The 25,059-nt window shown below is 66.6% G+C and carries 26 protein-coding genes and 2 pseudogenes; 11 read left to right on the top strand and 17 right to left on the bottom strand.

The window, feature by feature from the left end; all coding sequences use genetic code 11:
- The first annotated feature begins 19 nt into the window (after positions 1–19).
- The 5 genes and pseudogenes from AB2L57_RS03670 to AB2L57_RS03650 form a co-directional block, all read left to right on the top strand.
- On the top strand, positions 20–334 hold the full coding sequence (locus AB2L57_RS03670; RefSeq protein ID WP_409048100.1) for a transposase: 315 nt from the start codon (positions 20–22) through the stop codon (positions 332–334).
- The gene (locus tag AB2L57_RS03665) at positions 331–1,083 is read left to right on the top strand and encodes an IS3 family transposase (protein ID WP_409048099.1); all 753 of its coding nucleotides are present in this window, start codon (positions 331–333) and stop codon (positions 1,081–1,083) included. Before AB2L57_RS03670 ends, AB2L57_RS03665 begins: the two co-directional genes overlap by 4 nt.
- Before the next feature lie 200 nt (positions 1,084–1,283).
- Positions 1,284–2,354 carry an IS110 family transposase gene (locus AB2L57_RS03660; RefSeq protein ID WP_409048098.1) on the top strand — a complete coding sequence of 357 codons (1,071 nt, stop codon included), beginning with the start codon at positions 1,284–1,286 and terminating at the stop codon, positions 2,352–2,354.
- A gap of 16 nt (positions 2,355–2,370) precedes the next feature.
- Positions 2,371–2,604, top strand: a pseudogene (locus AB2L57_RS03655) (IS3 family transposase); the annotation flags it as partial.
- Between the two features lie 19 nt (positions 2,605–2,623).
- Positions 2,624–2,956: pseudogene (locus AB2L57_RS03650) on the top strand (integrase core domain-containing protein); the annotation flags it as partial.
- Positions 2,957–3,432: 476 nt separating this feature from the next.
- Here AB2L57_RS03650 and AB2L57_RS03645 read toward each other — a convergent pair.
- The 4 genes from AB2L57_RS03645 to AB2L57_RS03630 all read right to left on the bottom strand — a co-directional run bounded on the left by AB2L57_RS03645 (position 3,433) and on the right by AB2L57_RS03630 (position 7,069).
- Positions 3,433–3,936: a uracil-DNA glycosylase family protein gene (locus AB2L57_RS03645; protein ID WP_409048097.1), complete on the bottom strand. Its 504-nt coding sequence runs from the start codon at positions 3,934–3,936 to the stop codon at positions 3,433–3,435.
- 111 nt (positions 3,937–4,047) lie between these two features.
- On the bottom strand, positions 4,048–4,827 hold the full coding sequence (istB, locus tag AB2L57_RS03640; protein WP_198159083.1) for an IS21-like element helper ATPase IstB: 780 nt from the start codon (positions 4,825–4,827) through the stop codon (positions 4,048–4,050).
- Positions 4,824–6,383 (bottom strand): IS21 family transposase, encoded by a 1,560-nt coding sequence (istA, locus tag AB2L57_RS03635; RefSeq protein WP_409046926.1) that lies wholly within the window; start codon positions 6,381–6,383, stop codon positions 4,824–4,826. The genes istB and istA overlap by 4 nt, the downstream gene beginning before the upstream one ends.
- Positions 6,384–6,736: 353 nt before the next feature.
- A complete protein-coding gene (locus AB2L57_RS03630; RefSeq protein ID WP_058631432.1) occupies positions 6,737–7,069 on the bottom strand; it encodes a cupin domain-containing protein in 333 nt (110 codons plus the stop codon).
- A gap of 484 nt (positions 7,070–7,553) precedes the next feature.
- On the opposite strand from AB2L57_RS03630, the gene AB2L57_RS03625 reads away from it, so the two are divergent.
- A protein-coding gene (locus AB2L57_RS03625; protein ID WP_409047788.1) for an IS3 family transposase occupies positions 7,554–8,737 on the top strand; the annotation gives its coding sequence in 2 pieces (ribosomal slippage) (positions 7,554–7,809 and positions 7,809–8,737; 1,185 coding nt in all).
- A 187-nt stretch (positions 8,738–8,924) separates the two neighbouring features.
- Here AB2L57_RS03625 and AB2L57_RS03620 read toward each other — a convergent pair.
- The 5 genes from AB2L57_RS03620 to AB2L57_RS03600 all read right to left on the bottom strand — a co-directional run bounded on the left by AB2L57_RS03620 (position 8,925) and on the right by AB2L57_RS03600 (position 13,112).
- Positions 8,925–9,404, bottom strand: coding sequence for a cupin domain-containing protein (locus AB2L57_RS03620; protein ID WP_025104937.1), 480 nt, complete (start codon positions 9,402–9,404; stop codon positions 8,925–8,927).
- Positions 9,405–9,446: 42 nt separating this feature from the next.
- Positions 9,447–10,010 (bottom strand): hypothetical protein, encoded by a 564-nt coding sequence (locus AB2L57_RS03615; RefSeq protein ID WP_409048096.1) that lies wholly within the window; start codon positions 10,008–10,010, stop codon positions 9,447–9,449.
- A 377-nt stretch (positions 10,011–10,387) separates the two neighbouring features.
- The gene (locus tag AB2L57_RS03610; RefSeq protein ID WP_025104939.1) at positions 10,388–11,173 is read right to left on the bottom strand and encodes an acetoin reductase; all 786 of its coding nucleotides are present in this window, start codon (positions 11,171–11,173) and stop codon (positions 10,388–10,390) included.
- Between the two features lie 158 nt (positions 11,174–11,331).
- Positions 11,332–11,862 carry a multicopper oxidase domain-containing protein gene (locus AB2L57_RS03605; RefSeq protein ID WP_194239221.1) on the bottom strand — a complete coding sequence of 177 codons (531 nt, stop codon included), beginning with the start codon at positions 11,860–11,862 and terminating at the stop codon, positions 11,332–11,334.
- Complete coding sequence (locus AB2L57_RS03600) at positions 11,856–13,112, bottom strand: multicopper oxidase family protein (protein WP_409048095.1); 1,257 nt, start codon at positions 13,110–13,112, stop codon at positions 11,856–11,858. The genes AB2L57_RS03605 and AB2L57_RS03600 overlap by 7 nt, the downstream gene beginning before the upstream one ends.
- Before the next feature lie 703 nt (positions 13,113–13,815).
- Here AB2L57_RS03600 and AB2L57_RS03595 point away from each other — a divergent pair.
- On the top strand, positions 13,816–13,959 hold the full coding sequence (locus AB2L57_RS03595; RefSeq protein WP_227991652.1) for a hypothetical protein: 144 nt from the start codon (positions 13,816–13,818) through the stop codon (positions 13,957–13,959).
- Positions 13,960–13,980: 21 nt separating this feature from the next.
- Here the strand turns inward: AB2L57_RS03595 and AB2L57_RS03590 are convergent, their stop codons facing one another.
- Positions 13,981–14,574 carry a hypothetical protein gene (locus AB2L57_RS03590; RefSeq protein ID WP_153244270.1) on the bottom strand — a complete coding sequence of 198 codons (594 nt, stop codon included), beginning with the start codon at positions 14,572–14,574 and terminating at the stop codon, positions 13,981–13,983.
- Positions 14,575–14,755: 181 nt separating this feature from the next.
- Between AB2L57_RS03590 and AB2L57_RS03585 the strand changes: the two genes are divergently transcribed.
- A protein-coding gene (locus AB2L57_RS03585) for an IS3 family transposase (protein ID WP_087132324.1) occupies positions 14,756–15,906 on the top strand; the annotation gives its coding sequence in 2 pieces (ribosomal slippage) (positions 14,756–15,026 and positions 15,026–15,906; 1,152 coding nt in all).
- Positions 15,907–16,264: 358 nt separating this feature from the next.
- On the opposite strand, the gene AB2L57_RS03580 is transcribed toward AB2L57_RS03585, so the two are convergent.
- The 3 genes from AB2L57_RS03580 to AB2L57_RS03570 all read right to left on the bottom strand — a co-directional run bounded on the left by AB2L57_RS03580 (position 16,265) and on the right by AB2L57_RS03570 (position 18,757).
- Complete coding sequence (locus tag AB2L57_RS03580; protein ID WP_409048094.1) at positions 16,265–17,446, bottom strand: glycosyltransferase; 1,182 nt, start codon at positions 17,444–17,446, stop codon at positions 16,265–16,267.
- The gene (locus tag AB2L57_RS03575) at positions 17,443–18,012 is read right to left on the bottom strand and encodes a helix-turn-helix domain-containing protein (protein ID WP_409048093.1); all 570 of its coding nucleotides are present in this window, start codon (positions 18,010–18,012) and stop codon (positions 17,443–17,445) included. Before AB2L57_RS03575 ends, AB2L57_RS03580 begins: the two co-directional genes overlap by 4 nt.
- A gap of 322 nt (positions 18,013–18,334) precedes the next feature.
- Complete coding sequence (locus AB2L57_RS03570; RefSeq protein ID WP_409048092.1) at positions 18,335–18,757, bottom strand: hypothetical protein; 423 nt, start codon at positions 18,755–18,757, stop codon at positions 18,335–18,337.
- Between the two features lie 141 nt (positions 18,758–18,898).
- Here AB2L57_RS03570 and AB2L57_RS03565 point away from each other — a divergent pair, with 141 nt between their 5' ends.
- Together AB2L57_RS03565 and AB2L57_RS03560 are read left to right on the top strand one after the other, a co-directional pair.
- Positions 18,899–19,801, top strand: coding sequence for an endonuclease/exonuclease/phosphatase family protein (locus AB2L57_RS03565; RefSeq protein WP_409048091.1), 903 nt, complete (start codon positions 18,899–18,901; stop codon positions 19,799–19,801).
- A 65-nt stretch (positions 19,802–19,866) separates the two neighbouring features.
- Positions 19,867–20,418 (top strand): hypothetical protein, encoded by a 552-nt coding sequence (locus AB2L57_RS03560; RefSeq protein ID WP_409048090.1) that lies wholly within the window; start codon positions 19,867–19,869, stop codon positions 20,416–20,418.
- A 7-nt stretch (positions 20,419–20,425) separates the two neighbouring features.
- On the opposite strand, the gene AB2L57_RS03555 is transcribed toward AB2L57_RS03560, so the two are convergent.
- Both AB2L57_RS03555 and AB2L57_RS03550 read right to left on the bottom strand, forming a co-directional pair.
- Positions 20,426–20,818 carry a hypothetical protein gene (locus tag AB2L57_RS03555; RefSeq protein WP_409048089.1) on the bottom strand — a complete coding sequence of 131 codons (393 nt, stop codon included), beginning with the start codon at positions 20,816–20,818 and terminating at the stop codon, positions 20,426–20,428.
- A gap of 284 nt (positions 20,819–21,102) precedes the next feature.
- On the bottom strand, positions 21,103–21,669 hold the full coding sequence (locus AB2L57_RS03550) for a hypothetical protein (protein WP_409048088.1): 567 nt from the start codon (positions 21,667–21,669) through the stop codon (positions 21,103–21,105).
- Positions 21,670–21,813: 144 nt separating this feature from the next.
- Here AB2L57_RS03550 and AB2L57_RS03545 point away from each other — a divergent pair, with 144 nt between their 5' ends.
- Complete coding sequence (locus AB2L57_RS03545; RefSeq protein WP_409048087.1) at positions 21,814–22,899, top strand: hypothetical protein; 1,086 nt, start codon at positions 21,814–21,816, stop codon at positions 22,897–22,899.
- Positions 22,900–23,064: 165 nt separating this feature from the next.
- Here AB2L57_RS03545 and AB2L57_RS03540 read toward each other — a convergent pair whose 3' ends face one another.
- Together AB2L57_RS03540 and AB2L57_RS03535 are read right to left on the bottom strand one after the other, a co-directional pair.
- Positions 23,065–24,123 carry a hypothetical protein gene (locus AB2L57_RS03540; RefSeq protein ID WP_409048086.1) on the bottom strand — a complete coding sequence of 353 codons (1,059 nt, stop codon included), beginning with the start codon at positions 24,121–24,123 and terminating at the stop codon, positions 23,065–23,067.
- Positions 24,120–25,052 (bottom strand): hypothetical protein, encoded by a 933-nt coding sequence (locus AB2L57_RS03535; protein ID WP_409048085.1) that lies wholly within the window; start codon positions 25,050–25,052, stop codon positions 24,120–24,122. Before AB2L57_RS03535 ends, AB2L57_RS03540 begins: the two co-directional genes overlap by 4 nt.
- Positions 25,053–25,059 lie beyond the last annotated feature (7 nt).

The following is a 25,059-nucleotide window of genomic DNA, read 5'->3' as shown; positions in this document are numbered from 1 at the left end:
GAAGTAAGGATGGAACCTGATGAACCAGAAGTATTCACCGGAGATGCGTGAGCGTGCGCTGCGGATGCTGGATGAGGCCAAGCCCGACCACCCGAACCTGATGGCCGCGGTACGGCATGTTGCGGACCTGCTCGGGATGAGCGCCGAGACGCTGCGGGTCTGGCACCGTCGCCGGGAGGTCGACGCCGGCGAGCGTCCGGGCGTGCCGACCGATGTCGCCGAGGAGAACAAGCGGCTGCGGCGGGAGAACGCGGAGCTGCGGAAGGCGAACGAGGTGCTCAAGGCTGCGAGCGTGTTTTTCGCGAAGGAGCTCGACCGCCCCTCGACGAGATGATCCGGTTCATCGACATGCACCGGGATCAGTTCGGGGTCGAGCTCATCTGCCGCGTCCTCAAGGACGCGGTGCGAGGGTTCCTCACGTCCCGCGGGTATCGGGCCGCGAAAGCCCGCCCGGCGTCGGCGCGGCAACTGAAAGACGAGTCGCTCGTGCCCGAGGTCGCGCGGCTGCACGCGGAGAACTACGGCGTCTATGGCGTGCGGAAGATGCATGCGCTGCTGCGCCGGCAGGGCTGGGACGTCGGCCGCGACCAGACCGCCCGCCTGATGCGGCTGGCGGGAGTGCGTGGGGTGAAGCGGTCGAAGAAGGTGTTCACGACGAAGCCCGATCCGACGATCCCGCAGCCGCAGGACCTCGTGAAACGGAACTTCACCGCGCCCGCGCCGCGCAGGTTGTGGGTCGCGGACATCACGTATGTCGCGACGTGGGCGGGATTCGCGTACGTCGCGTTCGTGGTCGACGTGTTCTCCCGGAAGATCGTCGGCTGGAACGTCGCGTCGACGCTGAAGGCCGACGTGCTGCCGCTGCAAGCGCTGAACATGGCTGCGTTCACCGCGACCGGCCCCCTCGACGACCTCGTCCATCACGCCGATCACGGGTCGAACTACCTCTCCGTGGTCTACACAGACCGGATCGTCGAGATCGGCGCGAAGCCCTCCACAGGGACCGCGGGCGACAGTTACGACTGTCATTCTGTTTCCGCTGGTTCGAGACTCGTTCCGGAAGTCCTGGCCGCGGCGGTCTGACCCTTCTTACGAATGACCCGCAAGGTGTCTTTGCGTTGATCTGTCGACCGTCCGGCCGGGCGCGCAGCAAGCGCTGCCGCCGGTCGGGCGTGACCTGATAGGAGCCTGGAGCAAGCATTCGGAAGCGTCCCCGTGACAGTCCTGTCCACCCGCCGGCGACAGCGTGTTCCCACGGTAATCGGCAGCAGAACAGGAGCACCATGGCGGAGATCGCGCTCACCAGGTCCAGGCATGTCGTCGTCGGCGTCGACACGCACAAACACATCCACGTTGCGGCGGTCATGGACACCATCGGCGGGATCCTCGCGACCCTTACGATCCCGACGGATGCCGGCGGGTTCCGGCAGTTGCTGGAGTGGGCGGCACTGTTCGGGCAGATCATCGCGTTCGGGATCGAGGGCACCGGCTCCTACGGCGCCGCGCTCACCTCCTTCGCCAGGCGTCACGGGCACAAGGTCGTCGAGGTGAGCCGGCCAGACCGGCGCCTCCGGCGGCTGAACGGGAAATCGGACACGCTCGACGCAGAAAACGCCGCCCGGGCGGTGCTCGCCGGTTTCGCGACGGCGACGCCGAAGACCGCAGATGGCGAGGTCGAAATGATTCGGCGCCTCAAAGTCGCGAACGACACCGCGGTGAGCGACCGAGCGGCCACCATGGTCACGCTCAAGGCAATGCTGATACACGGCTCCGATGAGCTGCGCCGCGACACCGCCCGGATGACGCAGCGCACCCTTGCCCGCCACCTCGCCGCGCTACGACCACGACGCCTGGACACCCCCGACGACGCGCTCCGGCACACGCTGCGCACCCTCGCACGGCGCTGGCTCACGCTCGATGAGGAAGCCGCAGTTCTGCAGGCGATGATCGGCGACCTCGTCCGACGCATCGCGCCGCAACTGCTTGACCAGTTCGGCATCGGCGTCGACACGGCCGCGGAGATCCTGATCGTCGTCGGCGACAACCCGGAGCGGATCCGGTCTGAGGCCGCGTTCGCCAAGCTTGCCGGTATCAGCCCCGTGCCGACCGGCTCCGGGATGACCAGCGGGCGGCATCGGATCAATCACGGCGGCCATCGGCAGCTCAACGCTGCGATCTATCGCACCGTGATCGTCCGGATGCGCTTCCATGAGCCCACGATCGCTTACGTCGCCCGCCGCACCGCCGAGGGCAAGAGCAAGCGCGACATCATCCGCTGCCTCAAACGCTACGTCATCCGAGAGGTCTATCACCTCGTGAAAGCGAACCCCAGAACCGGCGAAATCGGGAGTTGACGACTATAGGAGCATCAACGCCCTCGCCGAAGCGGTCAACGGGCTCTACAAGACCGAACTGATCCGCCGTCGCGGACCCTGGCGGACCATCGAGCAGGTCGAACTCGCGACCCTCGAATACGTGTGGTGGTGGAACAACTCCCGCCTCCACGGCGAGCTCGGCTACCGCACCCCCGCCGAGGTCGAGGCCGCGTACTACGCTGGCCAAGAATCAGCCCAACTAGCGATCGCTGGACAGGGAAACCGATAGGAACGAAACCCAGGGCGATTCAGTGCTCAGGTCGGACAACGGGCCGGAGTTCATCAGCGAGGCGATGGCCGACTGGGCCGGCACCCGCACCGGCCTGTCCTACATCCCTCCGGGCTCGCCGTGGCGCAACGGGTACGTCGAGTCGTTCAACAGCCGGATCCGCGACGAGTGCCTCAACATCAACAGCTTCTACTCGCTGCTGCACGCGCAGGTCATCATCGGCGACTGGAAGGACGAGTACAACCACCACCGCCGGCACTCCTCGCTCGGCTACCTACCCCCAGCCGAGTACGCTCGACAGTGCACCCATCAAATGGAAACCGACGACTCACAGAACGTCCGGACCGAATGAAGGGGGCGGCTCATCTACGATTCACCTTCGACGAGTTCGAGCCCCCGCACCTCAACATGCAATGGATCCACGCGCTCATGCAATCGGCCAACAGTTCCGGAGGCATCACGCTTCTCGATGAAGTGCTCGAAGCTCCGACAGGATGACCGCCGCCGGCATTGGTCGGTGCTCGGAGGCCTGCCGGGAGCGTCGGCATCACGAGGACGGACGGCTCATGCCAGGAGAACCTCGTGAGCCGAGCGAGTAGCCCTCTCAGAACGTCGAGTTCCCCAGAATCGTGGCTCGGAGAGGGCTCGTCACACGGAATGTGACATCGCCTCATTGCGTTTGGCGCAGCGCCCCAGACGCCCCGCGCGTAGCCCCAGCTACCACACAGACATTACCACTGGGTGTCCCCCAAACGGAGGACATCACGGGCCGGCGCGACCCGATGTAGTGCGCGGGCATCAGCGATTGATTCACCCCCAGAAACGGTTTCACCGCAACGCGGTCTCGATGTGCCAACGGAGATCTTCCACGACGTCTGCGGCGAACCACGGGTTCCTCGCGTGCCAACGAAAGTTGAGCGGCGACGGGTGCACTAGAGGGAACAGCTCAGGAAGAAACTGCTGATAATTCCGTACCGTCGCGGTCAGCGTCGCGGTCTTCGCAATCGGCAAGTACGCCTGCTGTGCGTAGCGTCCGATCAACAAAGTCAAACGAATATCAGGCATCAACGCGAAGAGCGGCGGATGCCACCTGGCCGCGAAGCCTCGACGCGGCGGCGCATCTCCCGACCCGCTGCGACCGGGGCCGGGGTAGTAGAAGTCCATCGGCAAGAGAGCGAAATTGTCCGGGTCTCGGAACTGTCCTTCGGTGACACCAAGCCACTGCATGAGGGTGGCACCACTGGCGTCGTCCCACGGCACCCCGCTTGCCTGCGCGCGGCGTCCCGGCGCCTGGCCAATGACGGCTGTCAACGGCCAGTAGGAATTGCCCATAGGCGGCCAGCGGAAGTGCCCGCTGGTGGCCAGTGGAACTGCCCATTCGCGGCCAGGAGTTCTGCCCACCGGGTTGTGGTGGCCCTGGCCGCGTGAGGCAGTCCCGCCGGGTCAGGTCATGGGGGTCACCCCCGTGCCGGCGAGGGCCTGCGCGAGGCGGATGGACTCGCCGGTGGTCTGCGCGAGGTGGGCATGGTGGAGGAGCCGGTCGACGGTCGCGGTCGCGAGGGTCTTGGGCATGAGCTCGTCGAACCCGGAGGGGTGCAGGTTCGAGCTGATCGCGATCGATCGTTTCTCGTAGGCGGCGTCGACGAGCCGGTAGAGGCCTTCCGCGGCGTCGTCGCCGACGCCGAGTAGACCGATGTCGTCAACGACGACGAGGTCGGCGCGGAGGATCCGGGCGACGGTGCGGGTGACGGTGTCGTCGACGCGGTGCGCGCGGATCAGCGCGCCGAGGTCCTCGAGCCGGAACCACGCGACGCGGAGGCCTTGTTCGACGGCGTGCTGGCCGAGCGCTTCGAGGAAGAACGTCTTCCCTGTCCCGGCGGGCCCGCAGATCACGAGGTTCTCCCGCCGGTGCACCCATTCCAGGGTCCGCAACGCCTGCTGGGTCGGCGCCGGGATCGTCGACAGGGACTGGTCCCAGGAGTCGAAGGTCTTCCCGGTGGGGAACCCGGCGGCCTTGCGGCGGGCGGCGAGCATGGACCGGGACCGGCCGGCGATCTCGGCGTCGAGGAGTGCTTTGACAACCTCCGCGGGTTCCCAGCGTTGTGCCCTTGCGGTCGCGAACACGTCGGGTGCGATGCCGCGGGCGTAGGGCATCTTCAGCTGCCGCATGGTCTGCTCCAACTCGGCCGGGATCGGCGGGGCGGCAGGGGTCGCGACGCTCACAGCTCGTCCTCCTCGTCCGTCGCGATGATCTCGACGACGGGGACGATCACACCCCGCGGCTGGCCGATCGCGGCCCACCCGGACGTGCCCTGCGCGAGCGACCGGGTCTCCGACGCCGCTCTCGCCGGCGTCGCGGTGATCCGGCTGCCGAGGATCGACGTGAGATCACCGGTATCGAACCGGCCATACGCGGCTGCGGTGCCGAGGGTTTCGTCGACGACCTCGATCCCGTGGATCCGGGCGAGCTGGACGGCTTCCCGCATCTTCTGGTTCATCCGCTGCGTCCCGGCCGCTGCGGCCTCGAGCAGCCAGGCCGCGGCGCCGTGACCGATACCGAGGAACTCCGCCTCCTCGGTGCTGCGGGCCTTGATCGTGTAGTCGCCGGGAACCTTCACCCCCGGCTGGGCGGGGAAGTGGGCGTCGTCGATCCTGGGGGTCCCGGGGCGGGCGCGGTCGTGTCGGGCGACCTCGACGGGCCCGTCGATGCCGTGGTGGACGATCACGACCCGCTCGGAGTCAGCGGCGCCCTGGACACGGACGAACACCTCCGCGCCCATCAGCAGGTGCGGGACGGAATACTGCCCGTTCTCGAACGCGACCATCGGCGTGTTCTCCCCGACCCGCCGGGACACTCCGAACGCGATGGTGTGAGCACGACCCGGGACCGGGTGCAGCCGCTGCTGCTCCTCAGCGAGCATCTCGACCGGGCGCCGCTTGGTCACCCGGTGCTCCCGCCCGTTGACGTCGTCCATGAACGCGTCGCAGGCCGCCTCGAGTTCGCCGAATGAGGCGTACTGGTCGCGGAGGTTCGCATCGGTGGGCACCAGGTCCGCTTTCGCGAGCTTCACCGACGCTTCCGCGCCACCCTTCGAGGCCGGGTCCGCGGGCTGACAGGTCAGCACCGTGACCCCGTAATGCGCGGCGAACGACACCGTCTGCGCGTTGCGGACCGGGACCCCCGCGATATGCATCGTGGTGACCGTCTTCTCGTTGTCGGTGAGGACATACGTCGGCGCGCCCCCGACCGCCCGGAACGTCCGATCCAACGCGGCGAACACGCTCGGGAGGGTCTTGTCGCGGATCGGGATCACCACCCGGAACCGACTGAACGCGAGCCAGGCGACGAACAGCACCGTCTTCACCCCGCCGACCACGGGCCCGTCGCCGAAGTCGTACTGCAACCACAGCCCCGGCTCGGTGACCCACGGCCGATGCACCCGACGGTTCCCCGCCCGCCACGACGCCTTCACCGCAGCGACCGCCCGCCTGGTCGACCGCTCCGACCCTTCGAACCCGATCGAGGTCAGCACCTCGTGGACCTTGTCGGCCCGAACCTTGCCCTTCGTCTTCTCGACCAACTCCTCGACCTTCGGCAGGAACTCGTCGATGACGCGCGGCCTGCGCGCCGCAGCGCCGACAGGCCGGCCCGCGTCCCGCGCCGCGACATACGCGGCGACCGTGTGATGAGAGCAACCCGCGAGCTGCCCCGCAGCCCGATACGACCCCGTCGCATCGAACGCTTCCAGAATCTCCATGACTTCTCCGTCAGACTTCAACACAGCCCCTTCCCGGGCGACGACGACCTAAGCACCCGTCATCGAACCGGGAAGGGGCCCCACCATCGCGACGACGCGCGGGGCGGAACCATCAGACGTGGGCAGAACTCATGGCCACCAACGGGCAGTTCTCCTGGCCACCTACGGGCAGGTCTCGTGACCGCCTACGGGCAGTTTTCCATGGCCACCGACAGACGGCCACGCGCGCAGCGGCACCCACCGTGTAAATGGGGTCCATGCCCTGCTCTCGCAGCGCGTTGTTGGTGGAATCGTGTATCAGCTCATCATGGATGAGCGCGAGAGGATCAAGTGCACCGTACTGCGGAGTTCCCACGATCCGTACGCAACCTGCTTCAGTGCTTCTTAACGACGGTCAGGAGGATGACTGAGTCCTCGATGGCGTCGAGTGAGTGGAGCCCGTCCGGGATGATGAGGAGGTCACCGGGAGATCCGTTCCACGACAGGTCTCCGAATCTGAGCAGGACGCGGCCCTCGAGGACTTGCAGGGTTGCCTCTCCGGAGCTTTCGTGCTCAGCCAGGCTTTCGCCGGCCTTGAGAGCAATAAGCGTTTGTCGGAGTTGATGCTCGTGTCCTCCGAAGACGGTCTTCGCGCTTCTACCACTGGACGCTTCCTTCGCCTGAGAGAGTTCGTGTCGCGCGAGGGCGATGAGTGAGGTCTTTTGCATAGCATTTCCGATGTTCGAATGTCATCGTGCGTGGGGTTGCTCGGCCTTACGGGAACCAAGCTGGCCGACACAGCTTGGTTCAAGCTCGTACCTATTATCTGTCCCCGTTCGGCTTACTCTCCGAGCCTGCCACTCGTTCAGCACGCTGGTCACCGAAAACGATCGTTTTCGGCGGGCGTCCTCTTAGCTCGGTGAAATTTTTGCCAGCGGCTTCTGGGCACCCGCTTTCTCCGCCGCCAGATGCATCGTTCCCATGCGTGTGGAGTTTGACGCTTTGTGGCGGCGTTCTGTGATCGCACGGTGTCGCAGACAGGGCACAGTGTTGGCCTGCCCGAGGAACCATGCGGCCTTGCCGACACTCTGACACGAGGCCCAGTCGAGGTCCTCGACATCCGTGATCGTCAGACTGAGGTTGCCCCCGGATTCCGGACACTGACCAGGCGGGATCCGCGTGTTTGCGTGCCTGTCGGGGAGGATGTCCGTGATGGGCACGAGCAAGAGGAAGACGTATACGCCGGAGTATCGGCGTGAGGCCGCGCGGCTGGTGATCGACACGGGGCGCACGATCGTCGCTGTGGCGGGCGAGATCGGTGTCGGGGCGCAGCTGCTGGGCCGGTGGGTGCAGCAGGAGCACGCGCGGGCTGGTGGTGGGCCGGACGGGCCGCTGGAGGTATCGGAGCGTGCCGAGCTGGAACGGTTGCGGCGCGAGGTCGCGGAGCTGCGGATGGACAACGAGTTCCTGGGAAAAGCGGCGGCCTTCTTCGCATCGAAGCAGAACCCGAGGAGCGGTTCGCGGTGATCGAGGCGGAGAAGGCGAATATGACGATTACGCGCATGTGCCTGCTGCTCGGGGTCGACCGGCGCCGGTTCTACGAGTGGCGCGCCCGGCAGGTCGCGGGGCCCTCGGCCCGGCAGCAGCGGGCGGTGGTCCTGACCGCGCAGATCCGCGAGTTTCATGCCGCGTCCGACGGGACATACGGGGCGCCCCGAATCCATGCAGATCTGCATGATGCTGGGGTGGCCGTCTCACGTAAGACGGTCGCGAAACTCATGCAGGCCGACGGGATCACCGGGATCAGTCCGCGGACCTGGCACCCGCCGACCACGATCCGAGGTGCGGACCCGTTCCCCGTCCCCGACCTCGTCGAGCGGCAGTTCGATCAGGGCGCGCGTGATCTCGCCTGGTTCAGTGACATCACGTATCTGCATACCGGTGAGGGCTGGGCATACCTGTGTGTCGTCCGGGACGGGAACACCCGCCGGGTGCTCGGTCGCACCGTCGGCGACAGCCTGCACACCGACCTCGTCGAGGATGCCCTCCGGCAAGCGGTCGCGCTGCGCGGTCACCTGCCACGGAAGGTGGTCTTCCACGCGGATAGGGGCACCCAGTACACCAGCGCTCAACTCGCGGAAGCCGCGGCCGAGCTCGGGGTGCTCCGATCGATGGGTCGCACCGGGGTCTGCTGGGACAACGCCGCCGCAGAATCGTTCTGGTCCACGTTCAAGAACGAGTACTACCACCGGCACGTGTTCGCCACGATCGACGCCGCTCGACGCGGCGCCTACACCTGGATCGACGGCTGGTACAACGCGCGCAGACGCCACTCCGCGATCGGCTACATCAGCCCGCTAGAGTACGAACGCCGCCAGCTCACGCTGGCAGCCTGACCAACCAACCACCTGTCCGGGATTCGGGGTCAGCCTCAGACCTACCAGCGTGAGGGGCGGGAGCGTGAAGACATCGGCCGGTCGAGACCGGCCGATGTCTTCACGCGGCGGCGGGGCGCGCTGCCCGGGGTGGACCAAGACGATCCTCGTCCGCAACATCCTTACGGAGCGGTGACACAAGTAGACGTCAGTTGGCGTGCTCGTCCGGCGCGCTGTCCTCGGGCTGGACGGTCCATGCGGGAGGCTCGTCCTTACCGGTCGCTTCGTCTTGTTCTGCCTTGTCGCTGGTTCTCTGGGTGATGCCAGGTGCGTGGTGCACCGGGGCATAAATCGCGTAGAGGCGCAGCGGTTCGTCGCCAGTGTTGATCACGTCATGCCAGGTGCCGGCGGGGACCTGGACAGACCACCCATCCGAGACGTTTTGCTCGAAGTCGAGCCGGTCCTTGGCCGGGCCCATGACGGCCCTGCCCTGTCCGGCATCGAGGCGCAGGAACTGATCGGTGTTCTGGTGGACCTCCAGGCCGATGGACTCCCCGACCGGGATAGACATCAGCGTGACCTGCAAATACTTCCCGGTCCACGCCACGCTGCGGTAGTTCTCGTTCCGCCGGGTGGCCTCTTCGATGTCGAACGCGTTCGGGCGGGGCCCGATGTCGTTGATGGTCATTGTGTTCTCCTTTCGTGCTCGGACTTCGAGTCCAAGTCAGCATCATCTTTCGGGGGGAGTCAAGGGTGGGTGGGTTTCGGCGAACCTCGTGGAGGCGAGGAGAGCGAGTACGACGCCGGCCCCAGCGACGACGAGGACGCCGCTTAGTCCGGCTGCAGTGGCGCCCATGGTGGCGACCAGGGCACCGGCGAGCCCGGTGCCGATGGCGATGCCGGCCTGGTTGCCGAGCTCCATCTGCGATGAGGCGCGCCCGACCGTGCCAGCGGCATCATCGAGGACGGCGATGGAGTTGATCGTGAAACCGAGACCGGCGCCGAGCCCGGCGATGATCCAGCCCACGGCGGCGACGGGGACGGGGACGGGGACGGGGACGGTGGTGAGGATCACGGCACCGATCACCGTCAAACCCGCGATGACGAGAATCGCTCCGAGGCGCGCGATGCCCCCCTTGGTCATGCCCCACTTCAGGAGCCGGGCGGGGGCATAGGCGCCGGCGGTCCACCCGATGATGCCTGCGGTCAGGACGATCCCGGCGAGTGTAGCGCTGATCCCTCGCACGCTGGTAAGGGCGAGCGGAATGAACAGGTCTGCGGTGAAGAACGCCATGGACAAGGCGGCTGCGAACACCACATTCGCCGGGAGCCCTCGACGCGCGGTGAGCGTCCCGGCAGGCAGAACCCGCCGGACGTGCGTGCGCGCCCTGACCTCGAGCTCGCGGAGGTTGCGGCTGACGCGTTCGATACGTAATTCAGTACAGGCGTATCGAGGTGGCTGCACCACTGGGCGCCGATTTGTGGGCGCGAAAAAGCCCCCCGACGCAGGTCGCGTCGAGGGGCAGGTGAGTACGATCCGGTCGTGACTTCGTCTGATCTTCACGAGGCCTTTCCGACTGCTCGGTCTGCGGGCTGAGCTGCCGATACCGGAGGGCGCCCGGGAGGGTCACACGCCGACGCGCGGCGGGTGGTGAGACGGTCAGTGATGACTCAGTTGTAAAGCATGCCGCCGTCGACGAGAAGCACCTGGCCGGTGACGTAGTCCGAGTCGGGGCCGGCGAAGAACGACACGACCTTCGCGACGTCCTCGGGGGTCTCGATGCGGCCGAGCGCGATGCCCTCCACGTTTTCCTTGAGGTTCTGGCCGAGTGGCTTGCCGTTGATCTTGCTGAGCTCGGCGTCGATGAGTTCCCACATGCCGGTGCCGACGATGCCGGGCGCGTAAGCGTTCACCGTGATGCCCTTCGGAGCGAGCTCCTGCGCGGCCGCCTGGGTGAAGCCGCGAACGGCGAACTTCGAGGCCGAATACGCGCTGAGGATGGGGAACCCCTGGATCGACGCGATGGATGCCGCGGAGATGATCTTTCCACCGTGACCGAGCTGTTCGAACTTCGCTGCGGCCGCCTGGATGCCCCAGACCACGCTGTCGACGTTGATCCGGAAGATCTGATCGAGCTCTTCGGCGGTGATCTCGAGTACGGGCTTGATCTGGGCGATGCCGGCGTTGTTGACGATCACATCGAACCCGCCGAGCTGTTCGGCGGCTGCGTCGACAGCGGCAACGACCTGGTCGCGCTTCGACACGTCCGCAGCGACGAAGACCGCTTTTCGGCCCAGCTGCTCGATCTCGGCGACGACCGAATCACCCTTCTCGCGCTGCGGCTCGATGTCCGCGACGGCGATGTCAAAACCGTCGGCGGCGAGACGAAGCGCGATGCCGCGCCCGATCCCCTGCCCGGCTCCGGTGACCAATGCGACCTTATCCTGAATAGCCATTCTCGTACTCCTTCTCAAACGCGAACGGGCGCCCAGCAGATTCGATGTTCGCGGGCCTGGCGCGTCGTACAGTGCAGGGCCAGCAGAAGTGGCTGCCCGTCTCCCACTTCAACATGGCGAATCGATTTGTATTCCCTGGCGCTCCTGACGTGCCAGGGTCACGCCATGAACGGCATGAGTTCGGGAGGCATGGTCACAAAGGGCCGCATCATATCGCGATCCTCGTGCTCGAGGATGTGGCAGTGGTACATGTAGCGGCCGCTGTAGGCGTGGAACCGGACGGCGATCTCGACGATTTCGTGGGGGTTGACGCGGACTGTGTCTTTGAGCCCGCGCTCGTTGGCGTCGATGACGTGGTCGAGCTCGTCGTCGGGGTCGCGACCGAGAGTGATCCGCGCGCTGAGGTCGAGATCGCCGATGCCGTCGTCGGGGATCTCCCAGCCGATGGGCCGGCGCGCGAGGACCTGGAAGGGATCGAGGTGGATGTGGATGGGGTGCGTGTCATCGGTGAGGTTGATGAGCTGCCAGATCTCGTACTGGCCGAGCATCGGGAAGAACGTGGCGGTGTCCTCGAAGTGGGCGGCAACCGCGCGGTAGCGCGTCGTGTGGTCGCCGTCGGTGAGGGTGATCAGCGGACCGGTCGTCTCGTCCTCGTCGTCGACAACGGCGAGCTCACGCATGGTCAGCATGTTGGGTACGTCCTCGAACTCGCGCTCGACAAGCGCGATGGCACGCCGCGGCGCCGCGTCCAGCTCCTCGGGTTTTGGCAGGGCGAGTCGGTCGCCAGTTCGCGGGGCACCGGACGGTGCGCGACCGGGCCCGGGACGACACGGAAACGCATGACCTGGGGGTACGGCAGCAGCGCGTCGAGATCCGCGGCATCGGCGGCATCAGCGGCGGGAAAGGGCGCGCCATCGAACGGAGCGCCGGCGGTGTTGTAGAGCGTGAGCTCGGTGCCCGGTTGAAGGTCCGAGAAGTCGACGAGCAGGTCGGCGCGCTCGGCTGAGGCGAGGACCAGCCCGTCGGGTGGCAGCGCGACGGGCTCGCGGAGTAGGCCCGAGTCGGTGCCGATCTGAGTGATGCGATCGAATTCGGGCACGCCGTCTCGCAGCAGCACGAGCCGGAAGGTGCGGGCGTTGGAGCCGTTGAGCACGCGGAAGCGGTACGTGGCGGGCTGGACGTCGAGGATAGGCCAGACTTTGCCGTTGACGACCGTGAACGGCGCGAAGGCCTCCATCACCCCAGGGTCGGTCTTGTGCACCAGCTGGCCGGTCAGCCGACCGCCCTCGTCGAGTCCGAAGTTACGGTCCTGCAGCAGCAGCGGCACCTCGTACGGTGGTCCCTCGGGCAGCCCGAGGTCACGTTCGCGCTGGTCGCGGATGATCCACAGTCCCGCCAGCCCGGCGTATACGTCGAACCGAGTGACGCCCATCACGTGGTCGTGGTACCAGAGCAGCGTCGCGCGTTGGTCCATCGGGTAGTCAAATACGGCGAGCTGGCCGGGTGCGAAGAGGTTCTCGGTCCAGCCGTCGTACACGGCCGGTGTCAGGCCACCGTGCAGGTGCACGACCGAGTGTCCCGTCAGCGCCGCGGCGTGCGGGTCCGGCGTGCCGCCGCTCAGACCGGGACTGCACTGCACAGGCACACCGTCGGCGTCGACCTCGTCGCCGGCCATCGTTTCGATGACGGGCAGCCCGCCGTCAAGCTCGTTGCGCCACTCGACGCGGACCGGGTGGCCGCGCTCAGCCTCGATCGTCGGGCCTGGGAGCGTGCCGTCGTAGCCCCACACACGCGACCGGGGCAGATCGCGATGGAAGCTGTGTGAGCCGGTACGGATCCGCACCGTCAGACGGCCGTTGTGATCGCGCGCGAGCAGGCGCTCGGGCAACGGCAGAACGTCGACGAACGGCGTCAGAGGCATGCGCTGCGCGGCGGCCATGCGATACACGCTACCAGCCCGCCCGACGTGTCGTGGGACTATGCGCACACGGGCATAACGGATGGAGTTCCGCGCGCAGACGCGAGCGTCGAACAGAGGTCTCGCGGATGTCGCGGGCGCGGTCTAGATTCCCGGGTATGAGCGCTGGGGAGCGGATCTACTCGGCGGTGTTGCACCGGGACAAGCGGGCCGAGCAGGAGCTCGATCCTGAGGTGCGACGCAATCTCGCGCCCAATGGACTTCGACTGGTGGCCGCCAACGCGCTCCAGTCCTCGGGCGATCAGATCGTCAACGCCTCGACCGTCCTGCCGTGGCTGTTCAACGCCCTCGGCGTTCCCGTGGCGCTGACGGGCCTACTGGTGCCGATCCGCGTGTCGCTCTCGATGCTCCCGCAGGCGTTCCTCACGCCACTCATCGTCCGTGTGCGGTTCCGCAAGTGGGTGTTCATCTCCGGCGCTCTGGTGCAGGCCGCCTCGGCGGGAGTGATCGCCGGAACCGCCGCGCTCGGGCAGGGCCTGGTCGCCGGGGTCGTGATCCTGGTCGGGCTGGCGGCGTTCGCGCTGGGGCGGTGCCTGTGCTCGATCGCCTCCAAGGACGTCCAAGGGAGGACCATACCCAAGGGCGAACTGCGAACCAGTTCGGCCCGGGGCCAACATCTTTCTCGACGCGGCCGGCGCCGACAGGTTCTTCGGATGGTTCGCGAATGCCGACGTGGCGGCTCATCACACTCCGTGGCGAGGACCGCACCCGACTCGGCGAGGCACTGGACGCCGTCGGCAGCGTCGACCGCGAACCTGGGGAGCGCAACCCCAAGCCCTTCGATGCAGGATTTGGGGCGCTGTCGTGAGAGTCAATTGACACCTACGTGTCAAAGACGGCGCCGCGACCACGCGGGCGCGGGCTGTCTGCGCACCACGCGCGCGGTGAGGTCCTCCGTGGTGGCTCTGGCGGCTACGCGCTCGTACACCGCGTCGAAGGGTGACAGCACTTCAAGCTCGTAAAGATATCGGGGGCGTCGTCGACCGGAGAGCGTCTGCCCTAGCGCTTGCTGGCGCGTCGGGCGCTGCGGGAAGAAGTAGACGAGCCGGGATCGCTTGCCCCAGCGGTTCTCAGCGATGAACTGCTTCTTGCGGCACCGTTGCACTGCGAGCGTGACGGTGGCTCCTTCGTCCCATCGCTCGGGCGAGAGGTGGAAGATGTGTCGGGGTAGTTCCGCGTCGCCGCTGACCCTCCGATATGGGTTTGCTGCGGTCACGAGGACGATGACGGCGAGCAGCACCAGCAGCCCGCTCACGAACAGCGGCCACCCGAGAGCTGACCGGATCGTCACGATGCCGGCGAGGTAGAGCCCGCCGCCGATGATAGTCAGCGTCAGCACTGTGGCGAGAGCGCGGGTGCTGCGGCGTTTCACATCTGCCGGCACCCAGTCGTCGACGGCCCAGACGTCGTTGTCGTCGCTCATGAATCGTCCTCGAGCTTTTCGGTTGGTATGAACCGCACGCGGGCCTTCTGTGCCTCGTGGCGGTCGTGTCGGGCTCTGGCATCCTGCCGCCGCTGCTGTGGGCTGACCCCGTTTCGTAGGTCCAGTCGTTATGAGAGTCGTCCTGTTGTCCGCGGTCGCGGGCAGGGAGACTGGTCAGATCATGACGAACAGCAGGAAGCGTCACACCCCGGAGCAGGTCGTCCGTAAGCTCGGGCAGGCCGACAGGATGCTCGCCGACGGTCAGGACGTCGCGGCGGTGTGCCGGGAGCTCGTGGTGTCCGAGCAGACGTACTACCGGTGGCGGAACCAGTACGGCGGCCTCAAGGCCGACGACGCAAAGCGCCTGAAGGAGCTGGAGAAGCAGAATGCGACCCTGAAGCGTCTGCTCGCGGAAGCGGAGCTGGAGAAGGCCGCGCTCAAGGAGCTGGCTGAGGGAAACTTCTAAGCCCGGACAGGCGCCGCGCCGCCGTCGATCACCTCAAGCGCAAGCTGCGGGTGAGCGAACGGATGGCGTGCCGTCTGGTCGGGCTGAGCCGCTCCGCGTATCGGCGACCGCTCAAGGGCGACACGGTCGCGGACCCGGATCGGGCGTTCAGGGAGTGGCTGCGCGCCTGGGCGAAGGACCATCCCCGCTACGGGTACCGGCGGGCGTATCACGACGCCCGCGCCGAGGGGTGGGTGGTGAACCACAAGAAGATCCAACGCCTGTGGCGTGACGAAGGGCTCCGGGTCCCGCAGCGGCGTCGACGCAAGCGCGTCGGGTCCTCGACCGTCGACGCGCCGACGGCGGACGCGCCGAACGTGGTGTGGGCAGTGGACTTTCAGTTCGACGCCGACGAGCACGGCCGACCGATCAAGATCTGCTCGATCGTCGACGAACACACCCGGGAGTGCATCGGCGGCCTCGTGGAGCGCTCGATTACCGCCGACCGACTCACCGCCCACCTCGAGGACCTCGTCGCCGCCCGGGGCGCCCCGGCGGTGCTCAGGTCGGACAACGGGCCGGAGTTCATCAGCGAGGCGATGGCCGACTGGGCCGGCACCCGCACCGGCCTGTCCTACATCCCTCCGGGCTCGCCGTGGCGCAACGGGTACGTCGAGTCGTTCAACAGCCGGATCCGCGACGAGTGCCTCAACATCAACAGCTTCTACTCGCTGCTGCACGCGCAGGTCATCATCGGCGACTGGAAGGACGAGTACAACCACCACCGCCGGCACTCCTCGCTCGGCTACCTACCCCCAGCCGAGTACGCTCGACAGTGCACCCATCAAATGGAAACCGACGACTCACAGAACGTCCGGACCGAATGAAGGGGGCGGCTCAGGACATCTCGAACTACAGTTCGGTTGGCGAAAACTACAGGTCGGTTGTCACAACCACAGAATCGATGGCAGGAACTACAGATGGGTTGTCATCGGACAGCATCGCATGATGAACCGGCGGGTCAGCGCCCGACCACAAAGTCACGAAGAGGTAACGGAAAGTCCTTGCTCCCCGTTACCTCGTCGTTATAGAGTGCTCGCACGGTAGTTGTTTTGCTGTGGCAGCTACCGACATGTGATTGCAGGACACTCTTGGTGCAGGGACAAGGGCCGGTCGGAAGCCTCTCCGACCGGCCCTTACTCTGTCTGGCCCGAGATCGCGGCGGTCCTGCCTGCGGCGGACCGGTCAGTCGGCCCGCTCGATGATCTCGATCGCGCGGAGCGCGCCGTCTTCCGCGGCGACGGCGGCCCCCACTTCGACCGCACGCGCGGCGCACGCCAGGGCCCCATCGAGCGCAATCCCTGCGCGCGCCGTCGTGACCCGGCGTCGCCAGAGCGGCGCGGCCGCCAACCCCTGTTTCTGCAGCAGCCGGGCCCAGAACGGCTGATCGGCGAGGAAGGGCACGACGACGGAGGGTGCACTGGCACGCACGGCGGCGTGCGTCGTCCCGGCGCCGCCATGATGCACGGCGGCGCGCACGCGCGAGAACACGGCGGCGTGCGACGCCGCGTCCAGAACGAGCACGTCGTCGCCCGTGAGATCGGGCGGCACGTCGGCCCCGCCCCAGCCGCGCAGCACGAGGGTCCTGAGCCCCCGCTCGCGCGCCGCCCGCACGAACGCCGCGCCACGCGCCGCCGCATCTCCCCGCACCATGGAGCCGAAGCCCACCGACACCGCATCACCTGCTTCGAGGAAGCGGGTGAGTCCAGCATCCCCCGCCCGGTCGCGCTCGTCGGTCCAGGCGCCGGTCATCACGACCGACGATGGCCAATCCGCCGGCCGGGGCAGGATGTGCGCGCTGATCGGCAGCAGATGCCCGCGAGGCTCGACGTCGACCGGGTCGCCCAGAAGCGCGGCCGCCTCGCGCACCTCGCCGCGGAAGATCGCCGCGGCACCGGCCGCGGCGCGATAGGTCAGCGCATTCAGGGCGCCGAGACTCCCGCCCACCGTCCCGGGGGCGGGAAAGGCCCGCGTCGGGATGGAAGCAGGCACCATCTCGACGTTCCACAGCGTCGCGCCCACACGCCCCGCGATGAGCGGAGCGGAGAGCACCTTGGGGTGCGCGAGGATCACCTCGGGCGCGTACTCCAGCCCGATGCGCGCGGACTCGACGATCACGGCACGCATCGTCGGACGCACGACGGTGCTGAGCTTGCGCATCGCGGCGACCGGCGACACGCCCTGGTCCGTGACGAGCCGGTTGAAGTCGGCGCCGAGGCTTCGCACGGTGATGCCCGCGATATCGACACCCGAGTTGTCGGGCAGTGCCAGGATGACCTCATGACCGCGGTCGCGGGCGCGGCGGGCGAGCACCGCGAACGGTTCGACATCGCCCCGAGATCCGGCGGTGAGCAGCAGCATCCTCATCGAGGTTCGCTCCCCAGCAGCAGCAGCGGCGCCACCGCCTGAAGGCCATCGCGAAGTCGCAGCAGGATGTCGGCATCCACGTGCGCCCGCCCGTAGTGACGCGCGAGCACCGGCGCCAGCAGCAGAGGGGCGAGGGAGTAGGTCGTGAGAGCGACGGCGGCGGCATCGGCATGGGATGCCGGGGTGTCGGCCGGCTCGATACGTTCGGTCTCTCGCCGTGCCGCGGCAAGGAGCGTGTCGAAGTACGCCTGGGCATCGTCGCCACCCCCCACCAGGACGCGGGCCGCGTAGCGCACCGGCGCGACCAGGTGCTCCGCGACCTCCTCGCGCTGCGCAGCGTCGACGGCCGCCGGTTTGTGCGCCAGCGCGTGCAGCGCCACCTCATCGCACGCGCGGCGCAGTCCCGCTTTGTCGGCGAAGTGATGGATCACGAGGGCGGCGCTGACACCGGCCTCGGCGGCGATGGTGCGCACCGTCGCACCCAACCCGTCCCTGCCGAAGCAGGTCAGCGCGGCGGAGAGGATGCGCTCACGACTGCCCGGCCGCTTGTCGTCTTCGATGGTCACCGCATCAGTATTGAACAACCGTTCAATACGGTCAACACGGAGTGACGCCTGTCGGATCTCACGAGAGTTGTTAGGTCACGGCTATCCGACCAGGGCTTTTCTCGACCGAACCAACGCACCGACAATCCGATCGGTCTCACGACAGATGTCTCGAATCCAACTCGAACGGACTGCATGTGGACGACATCACCCCTATGACCCCCCGCCAGCCAAGGAATGGAATCGCGGTCATTTGATCGATGCCCTGCGCCGCTCGTAGCCCTATCCCGTCGCCCGAGCGGTTGACCTGGATCACTCGCGCACACTCTTTCCAGGAAGCACGTCAGCGACGCGTGTCACCGCCCAGTTCGCTCCACGTGCATGTCACTGACTCGCGTGCACCGCTGGTCGCGCTCAGATTCACCGCACAGTCAGCATCTGAGAGCGAGCCCAATCGTCCATCGGGGAGCGGGATCCCCGACACCTGCTCGTTATCCGTTTGTGCGGGCGCTGCCGGGTCGAACGCTCCCGCGCCGTACGCGTATCCGGTGAACCCGGCTACGACTCCGATGACGACCACAGCGACCGGCCACCCCAAGCGTCGTGAGGCGCGCGTTCGCGGCACGTCTTCAATCTGGTCGATTCCGCGCCCGTCCTGCGGGAGTGTCTGGAGTGCTCGCAGCTGATCCAATTCGACTTGCGTCAGCGGCACCTGATCGGGACCGTACGCGCGTTGCAGCAGGTTCGCGAACTCGTCCGTCTCCACGGGCTTGACTCTAGCCTCAAGGACGGTTGACTGAGGATGATGCCAACTCGACGTTCCCGCAGAATCCCGCTCTTCGCGACGCTACTCGTGGGTGCGCCCGTCGGGGTACTCATCGCGTGGCCGCAAGCATTCGGCGCGCAAATGACTCCGATCATCGCTCAGCTTCTTGCGTTCCGCGGACTGGTGGCAATCGCCCTCCTTGTTCTCGCCGGCGGCGCCGCAGTTGTCGCCGTGCTCCGGCGGCGCTGGAGTATTGCCGCCGGAATTGCCATCATCCTCGGCGCGACATCCCTCACAAACGGCGCGATACTGGCCTCACGCAGTGCCGGTGAGACCGTGCCCAACGGTGATCTCGTGGTCGTTTCGTGGAACACTCTCGGCGGGGCGGTATCGCCCGAGAGCATCGCGGAGCTCATTGTCGAGACCGACGCCGACATCGTCACGCTCCCGGAGACGGACGCGGTTGCCGTGGCAGAGACTGCGCGGATCGTTTCACTGTCGGGCCGCGAAATGTGGGCCGACACCGCGTACGGCGAAGCGGGTGACTCGTGGATCCCGACGTCCGTGCTCATCGCAACCGATCTCGGCGAGTACCGCGTTGACGAGGCAGCCGGTTCGACGCCCGGGTTGCCAAGTGGGGTCTGGCGCCCCGTCAATGGGATCGGGCCGACGATTGTCGCCGCACACCCGCTGCCGCCGTTGTTGGAAGACATGGCTGGCTGGCGGGCGGGGTTGGAGTGGGTCGCCACCCAATGCGGCGAGCCCGACGTGATCGTGGCCGGGGACTTGAACGCGACGATCGATCACCTGTCGGCATTCGGTCGCGGAGAGTCGCTGATCGGGGATTGCCGAGACGCGGCGAGCGGATCGGGTTCTGCGGCAGCAGGCAGTTGGCCGACGTCACTGCCGGTGTGGCTCGCGTCGCCGATCGACCATGTACTGGTCGGGTCTGCGTGGGCTGTGCACGAGGTCACCGTGGACAGCTCGTTCGATGACAGAGGCAGCGACCACCGGCCCATCATCGCCCACCTGAGGCGGAACTGAGCCAACTCATGCGCGACGGCCTTGTCTAGGCTGGTCCTCGGGAATGGAGTGATCCGATGAAGCGGATGATGACGATGTTCGTCGGGGCGATCGTGATCGCCGGAACGCTTGTCCTGTCCGGGTGCGACGCGTCGTTCCCGGACGCTCCGGATTCTGTCGGCGAGGAGTACCCCACCAGCGGTGTCCCTGTCAGCGTGGCGTGGCCGTCAGATTGGCTGGAGGGATTCTTCGGGGAGGCGAACTCTCCTCCTGGCCCTCTTGTCGGGCTGCGGCTGGAGTATGTCGACGACCAGTGGGTCTGGCGGGTACGGAGTCTCGATCCCGGTCGTGACGAGTGGGGCGAGTCCGTCACCGAACCCGACCGAGGCCAGGAGGCGCTCTACGATGCCAGCACCCTCGCCGTGAAGCAGAAACGCCACGTGACGCTCACGGAGGCCGAACTGGCTGACCTCGGGGTCAGTGCGTACGCCGCCGCCCAACTGTCCGGCGAGGTCTACCCCAGTCCGCGCCTCATCGAGTTGGCGCTGATCATGCAGGACGGGCGGCCGGCGTGGCGGATAACGACCTACGACACCGAGACCGGTCTGCAGTCAGAAGTGACAGTGGACGCGAACTGACCGCCCGTCACCGCTGAGGCGGGATCACGAAGCCCTCTGGTAGAGCATTGTTGTGAACGATGCCGTTCTGGTCGCCCACGCTCAGGATGGTGTGTGCGTCGAGGTTGAGGGTGTCACCGGAGTACAGCGTGTCGCCATCGCGGCGGACGTAATTGACCCAGTAGATCCACTGCTCGCCTACGCAGAATCTCGCACCAATCATTGAGATGACATCATTGTCGGCCACCTTGTAGGCGACCGGAACACCATGTTCATCGAGAACAGCCTCTCCTGTCGCGTGCGGCATCGAACCCCGATCAAAGGGCACCGCCAACCTCGCTCCTCCGAGCTGTTCCACCTCGGTGTCGTCGGCGATGGGATAGGCGGGCGTGGCCGCCTCACAGGGACCAGGATCGCTCACCGGTTCTGCTTCTGGCGTGACGGTAGCAGTCGGCGTCGGCACTGACGAGACAGGTGGGCTACTGCGTGTCGGTTGAGCGTCCGGGAGCGCCGGCGCTGCGGTGCACCCCGCGAGCAGGACAGCGATGCCCACGGTAACTCCCAGCAGCCATCTCCGGTTCACTCTCGAATTCTATGTGAGGCGCCCCCGATCGCTGTCAGGAGTCGAGTCACCGCGGGCGCGCGACCCTCGGAGTTTTGCGTGTCCGGGTGGTCTGAGTCCCAGTCGCTGATCGTGCCCTGACGTCATCCCTGACCCGGTGCACCGTACCCCCCGCCGTCCGGCAACACGGGGCACGATGCCTCGGCGGTCTGCGCTGCGACTTCGGCGCGCACCGCGACGCCGTCTGTCGTTTTCTCCACGGTGTAAACGACTCCCTCCTGCGCGCCCTCTGCCGGAATGTACCCCACGATGGCCGATTGAATGGCGGGATCATCTGGGACCGCCCCCACTGAAGTCGAGATGAGATCGGCGGTCGGATTATCCCTAAGCCAGTTCGCGGTCGCGCTCACGGTTGCGTCAGGGATCGACCAGAACCCCTCCAACTCTGCGACGGGACCACAGGGCCACCCCGTATATGAGTTGAACGTTGCGACACTCGCGTCGGCGGGAATCGCGCCCGGCGGGAGTGCTGCGGCATCGAGCCATGCGTGCGCTTGTGCCTGCGCCTCCGGGTCGGTGCTCCCCGGCGTAGCGATCGCCGACGAGTCGCTCGCCTCGGAGGACTGCGCAGGCAGTGGCTCACCCGCAGCATCGGCGCCGCCTGCCACCATCGCGGGCGTCGCGCACCCGGTCAGAGTGAGCGCGAGCACGGAACTGAGTATGAAAGCCGAGCGGTGCCGCATGCCATCCACCGTAGTCGGCGGATGCCGTCGCAATCACTTGTCACTTATGCGCGCGACGGACGTGGACGATGGTGCGGCGGGGCCCCAGGTTGCTCCTCTTAGGCTTGCCACGTGTCTACTGCACCCGTGACGACCGAGAGCGATGATGAATCGCCCACTCCTTCACGGAGCTGGCGTCGGATTGCCCTGCTTCTCGCTGGCGCCATCCTGTTCTGCTCGACAACCGTTCTTGTGGCACTGCTCATTGTCTCCACAGCATCGGACGGTGCGACCTCCGTGTTGATCGGCACGGTTGACTCGGAGTTGCTCTCTGGTCTCGCGCTCATCGCGGCACTGGCAGCCCTTGCGACGGGACTGTGCGTCATCCCCGTGCCCAGGCTTTGGCTCATCCTGATGATCCCGGCGCGCGCGGTAGCCATCGCGGCCACCGCATTGGCAGGGATCGTGTGTTTCCTCACCTCGTCCTCGACGGTTGTTCCGCTCGTCGCCAACGGCTGCGAAACCGGGTATGTGGTCAAAGAGAAGTCGTTCCTTCTTGCGGGTTGGGGCACGATCTATCGACAGGATGGCGTACTTGTCACGGCCGTCGAGCGAACCCTCAGCGATGATGGCTACCACCCCTTCGCGGACGGCGCCTACACGGTGGCGGAGGACGGCGCGTCACTCCGGGTCTGGCGGAATTTCAGCTTTGACTACTCGGCTGCGCCGGTGACTACCGACCGTGACCCGGACTTCACCCTTCCGAAGCTCACCGACCGTACGCTCGCATGTGGTGTCAGCACCGGAGCACGAACGCCGATTCCCTCAGCGCCCGCCGCGCCCACCTACGGCGCGGACGAGGCCCGAGCAGGGCTCGAGAATATGGTCGCGGCGTCGCTGGACGCAGCCGTCGGGCCGGTGCACGATTCCGCTGGACAGCTCCTCGACGCCGACGAGCTGTCACCGGTATCGACCGCGTGCGGTGAGAACGGCACACGAATCGGACTCGGGCTCACGTTCGAGACCGCGGACAATGGCGCCACGCTCGCGCGAATCCTCAAGGTTTGGGATGCCGCAGGATACTCCGCGGATCGGGCAATGCAGGAAGACATCCGCTACAGCGACGCGCTGCCGGTGGAGAAGATGAGTATCCGCGACTCGACGAGTATCGACGGACTGATCCACATGCAGGTCACGTCGCAGTGCAGCGCGCGCTGATCCGCCCTGCCTGCCGCAATCTCTCGAATACGTCGGCCGTGTATAACACCGCGCGCGGCCCGAGCGCCCGATTCCCGAATCGTTCTGACGCGTCCCCGGCAAGCCTTCGCGCGAGTGGCCGACGGCGCCGTGGAACTCTGTGCGAGTACTCACGAGGACCGCAGGTTAGGACATAGCCAACTCGTCGGAACGGGGTGGCCAGTTGCGGATGACCCGGCTGCGCGGTGCGGCTTGACCTGTCTTCCCCGCGATGTGGGGAAGAATCCTTGGGTTGGCGTGGCGGAGGAGGCAGGCGCGCTGCCGGTGCGCTGCAGCAATGAGGGCGCGGTTGAGTGGGCACCGCTGATACTTGACCTGCTTCGAACTGCGCAGTCCGTACATGTACAACATCGCCCGGTGGGCGTGCCCGACGACGCTGACGGTGAAGGTGCGCAATGCGTCGTTGGGTTCGTCACCGATCGCCTTCGCGACGGCAGGTAGCAGGCGATCGGCCTGAGCGAGCGCGGAAGTCGTCACGTCCAGGATCGGAGTGATCGTGCGCGGCGATGTGAGCACGCAGGTCAAACGAATGATCTCGGGGTACGCGCACAGCAGCACGTTTTCATAGGTGTCGAGGTGCGGGATGCCGAAAATCACCATGCGGTCGCCGATCGGGGACGAATCATCTGAGCCTTCGTGCCAGGCTTCGACGAAAGCTGCGGCGAGGTTTACTTCGCCGGTGTGGAGGGCGACGCCGCGCTTCCAGAGCTGTGATCGCAGCAGCAGTTCCGCACTCTCGTAGCCGGGCATGCCGGCTACGTCGGCGTGCAGGGCGCGGTACGCCCAATGCTGATGGGTGAGGCAGAGCGCACCGCCGCGGGCGATCGTGGTGGTGCCCAAACCGCAGGAACATTCCAGGCATGCAATGCGGGGTTCGGTGAACCGTGCGCATCGAGCGCACTTCTCGGGACGCCAGCTGCGGTGGCCACACCTGACCCACATGCCATCTGTCTCGAAGTTGGGGCGTAGCGCGTCGCGCGGAAGGTCTGCGAGATGCTCGATGACGTCGACCACGCGCTGATCCGCCGCGGGCCACCAGTTGCGACCCAGACGGTCCAGCACGATCCGGCGGATATCGCGTTCCTCGCACTGGTGAGCTTGAGCGAGCCGTTTCGTGAACCCCTCGACGGTCTCACCTTCGATGAGTTCGAGTCGAATTGGTAGCGTGCGGAGCTGGGTGTTCACACCTGTGCATGCCTCGATGAGAGGCGCGGTCGCCGTGTGGGAGGCTTGCGGGCGTCGGTGTGACGCAGGAGTGTGGAGCGGACCCGCGGGGCGAACTTCAGGATTCTCTTACCGAGTTCATCGAGGCCCGGGGACCGCCCGTGCCGAAGGCGCACGGGTCGGTCAAGGCCGATGACCGCTTCGCGGCCTTCGGCGTGAAAGGAAGTGCGGACGGCGTCGACGTTGTGCGACGCGCCCACGGTGACCGCGTTCACCGCTGCTTCGACGAGCGCGGCGACCTGAATGAGGCCGACGTTCGTGTTTGCGAGGAATCGCTCCGCCCACGGCTCTGTTGTCAGTGCGACGAGACGCACCGCTTCGGGATAGTGGCGCGCAAGCGCCGTTCGATGAGATTCGTCCTCCTGTCCGAGCTCGGTGGCGCGGATGAGGGTCGTGGCGAGTTCCAGTTCGCCGGTGTCGGGGCCGATGCCGCGTTCCCAGAGCGTGCCGGTGAGGCATCGTTCGGCGCGATAGAAGTCGGCGCTTCGCGCGAGGTCGCGGTCCGCTCCCGCGTAGTGCCACCTGCGGTGTCGCGCACACACCGCTCCGATCCGGGTGCGCACCTCGACGAGTTCACCGCCGGTGCATCGCCTGCATTTCGTGCCGGCAGACGGCAGGGGCGCGCAAATCGGGCAGTTGTTGTGTCGCCAGTCGGCGTGAATGCAGCGGACGAACAGGCGGTCAGAGCGGCTACCGTCGAAGTACCCGGGAGGGAGGTCGGCGAGTTGTTCGACCAGTCGCGGCACGAGTTCTGGTGTCGTGCGCAGAGGCAGCCGCGGGCGCTCGTGACGGAGGATCGTCCACAGTTCCCCGGCCGGCACGGCGTTGCGGGTGGTAAGTCTGCGGTAGACGCTGCTGACGGTTTCTCCCGTGAAGGGTTCGATGAGCACGGGGAGC

This window comes from Microbacterium sp. HA-8 (assembly GCF_046111165.1).
In the GTDB taxonomy this organism is placed as follows: Bacteria; Actinomycetota; Actinomycetes; order Actinomycetales; family Microbacteriaceae; genus Microbacterium.
Note: the sequence above shows the minus strand (reverse complement) of the source record. Positions and strands in the feature narration are given on the sequence as shown.

Coding starts and splice junctions, on each gene's coding strand:
- AB2L57_RS03670 (WP_409048100.1), top strand. CDS start 20: ATGAACCAGAAGTATTCACCGGAGATGCGTGAGCGTGCGCTGCGGATG.
- AB2L57_RS03665 (WP_409048099.1), top strand. CDS start 331: ATGATCCGGTTCATCGACATGCACCGGGATCAGTTCGGGGTCGAGCTC.
- AB2L57_RS03660 (WP_409048098.1), top strand. CDS start 1,284: ATGGCGGAGATCGCGCTCACCAGGTCCAGGCATGTCGTCGTCGGCGTC.
- AB2L57_RS03645 (WP_409048097.1), bottom strand. CDS start 3,936: ATGGGCAATTCCTACTGGCCGTTGACAGCCGTCATTGGCCAGGCGCCG.
- AB2L57_RS03630 (WP_058631432.1), bottom strand. CDS start 7,069: ATGCAAAAGACCTCACTCATCGCCCTCGCGCGACACGAACTCTCTCAG.
- AB2L57_RS03620 (WP_025104937.1), bottom strand. CDS start 9,404: ATGACCATCAACGACATCGGGCCCCGCCCGAACGCGTTCGACATCGAA.
- AB2L57_RS03615 (WP_409048096.1), bottom strand. CDS start 10,010: ATGGCGTTCTTCACCGCAGACCTGTTCATTCCGCTCGCCCTTACCAGC.
- AB2L57_RS03610 (WP_025104939.1), bottom strand. CDS start 11,173: ATGGCTATTCAGGATAAGGTCGCATTGGTCACCGGAGCCGGGCAGGGG.
- AB2L57_RS03605 (WP_194239221.1), bottom strand. CDS start 11,862: ATGCTGACCATGCGTGAGCTCGCCGTTGTCGACGACGAGGACGAGACG.
- AB2L57_RS03600 (WP_409048095.1), bottom strand. CDS start 13,112: ATGGCCGCCGCGCAGCGCATGCCTCTGACGCCGTTCGTCGACGTTCTG.
- AB2L57_RS03595 (WP_227991652.1), top strand. CDS start 13,816: ATGCCGACGTGGCGGCTCATCACACTCCGTGGCGAGGACCGCACCCGA.
- AB2L57_RS03590 (WP_153244270.1), bottom strand. CDS start 14,574: ATGAGCGACGACAACGACGTCTGGGCCGTCGACGACTGGGTGCCGGCA.
- AB2L57_RS03580 (WP_409048094.1), bottom strand. CDS start 17,446: ATGAGGATGCTGCTGCTCACCGCCGGATCTCGGGGCGATGTCGAACCG.
- AB2L57_RS03565 (WP_409048091.1), top strand. CDS start 18,899: ATGACTCCGATCATCGCTCAGCTTCTTGCGTTCCGCGGACTGGTGGCA.
- AB2L57_RS03560 (WP_409048090.1), top strand. CDS start 19,867: ATGATGACGATGTTCGTCGGGGCGATCGTGATCGCCGGAACGCTTGTC.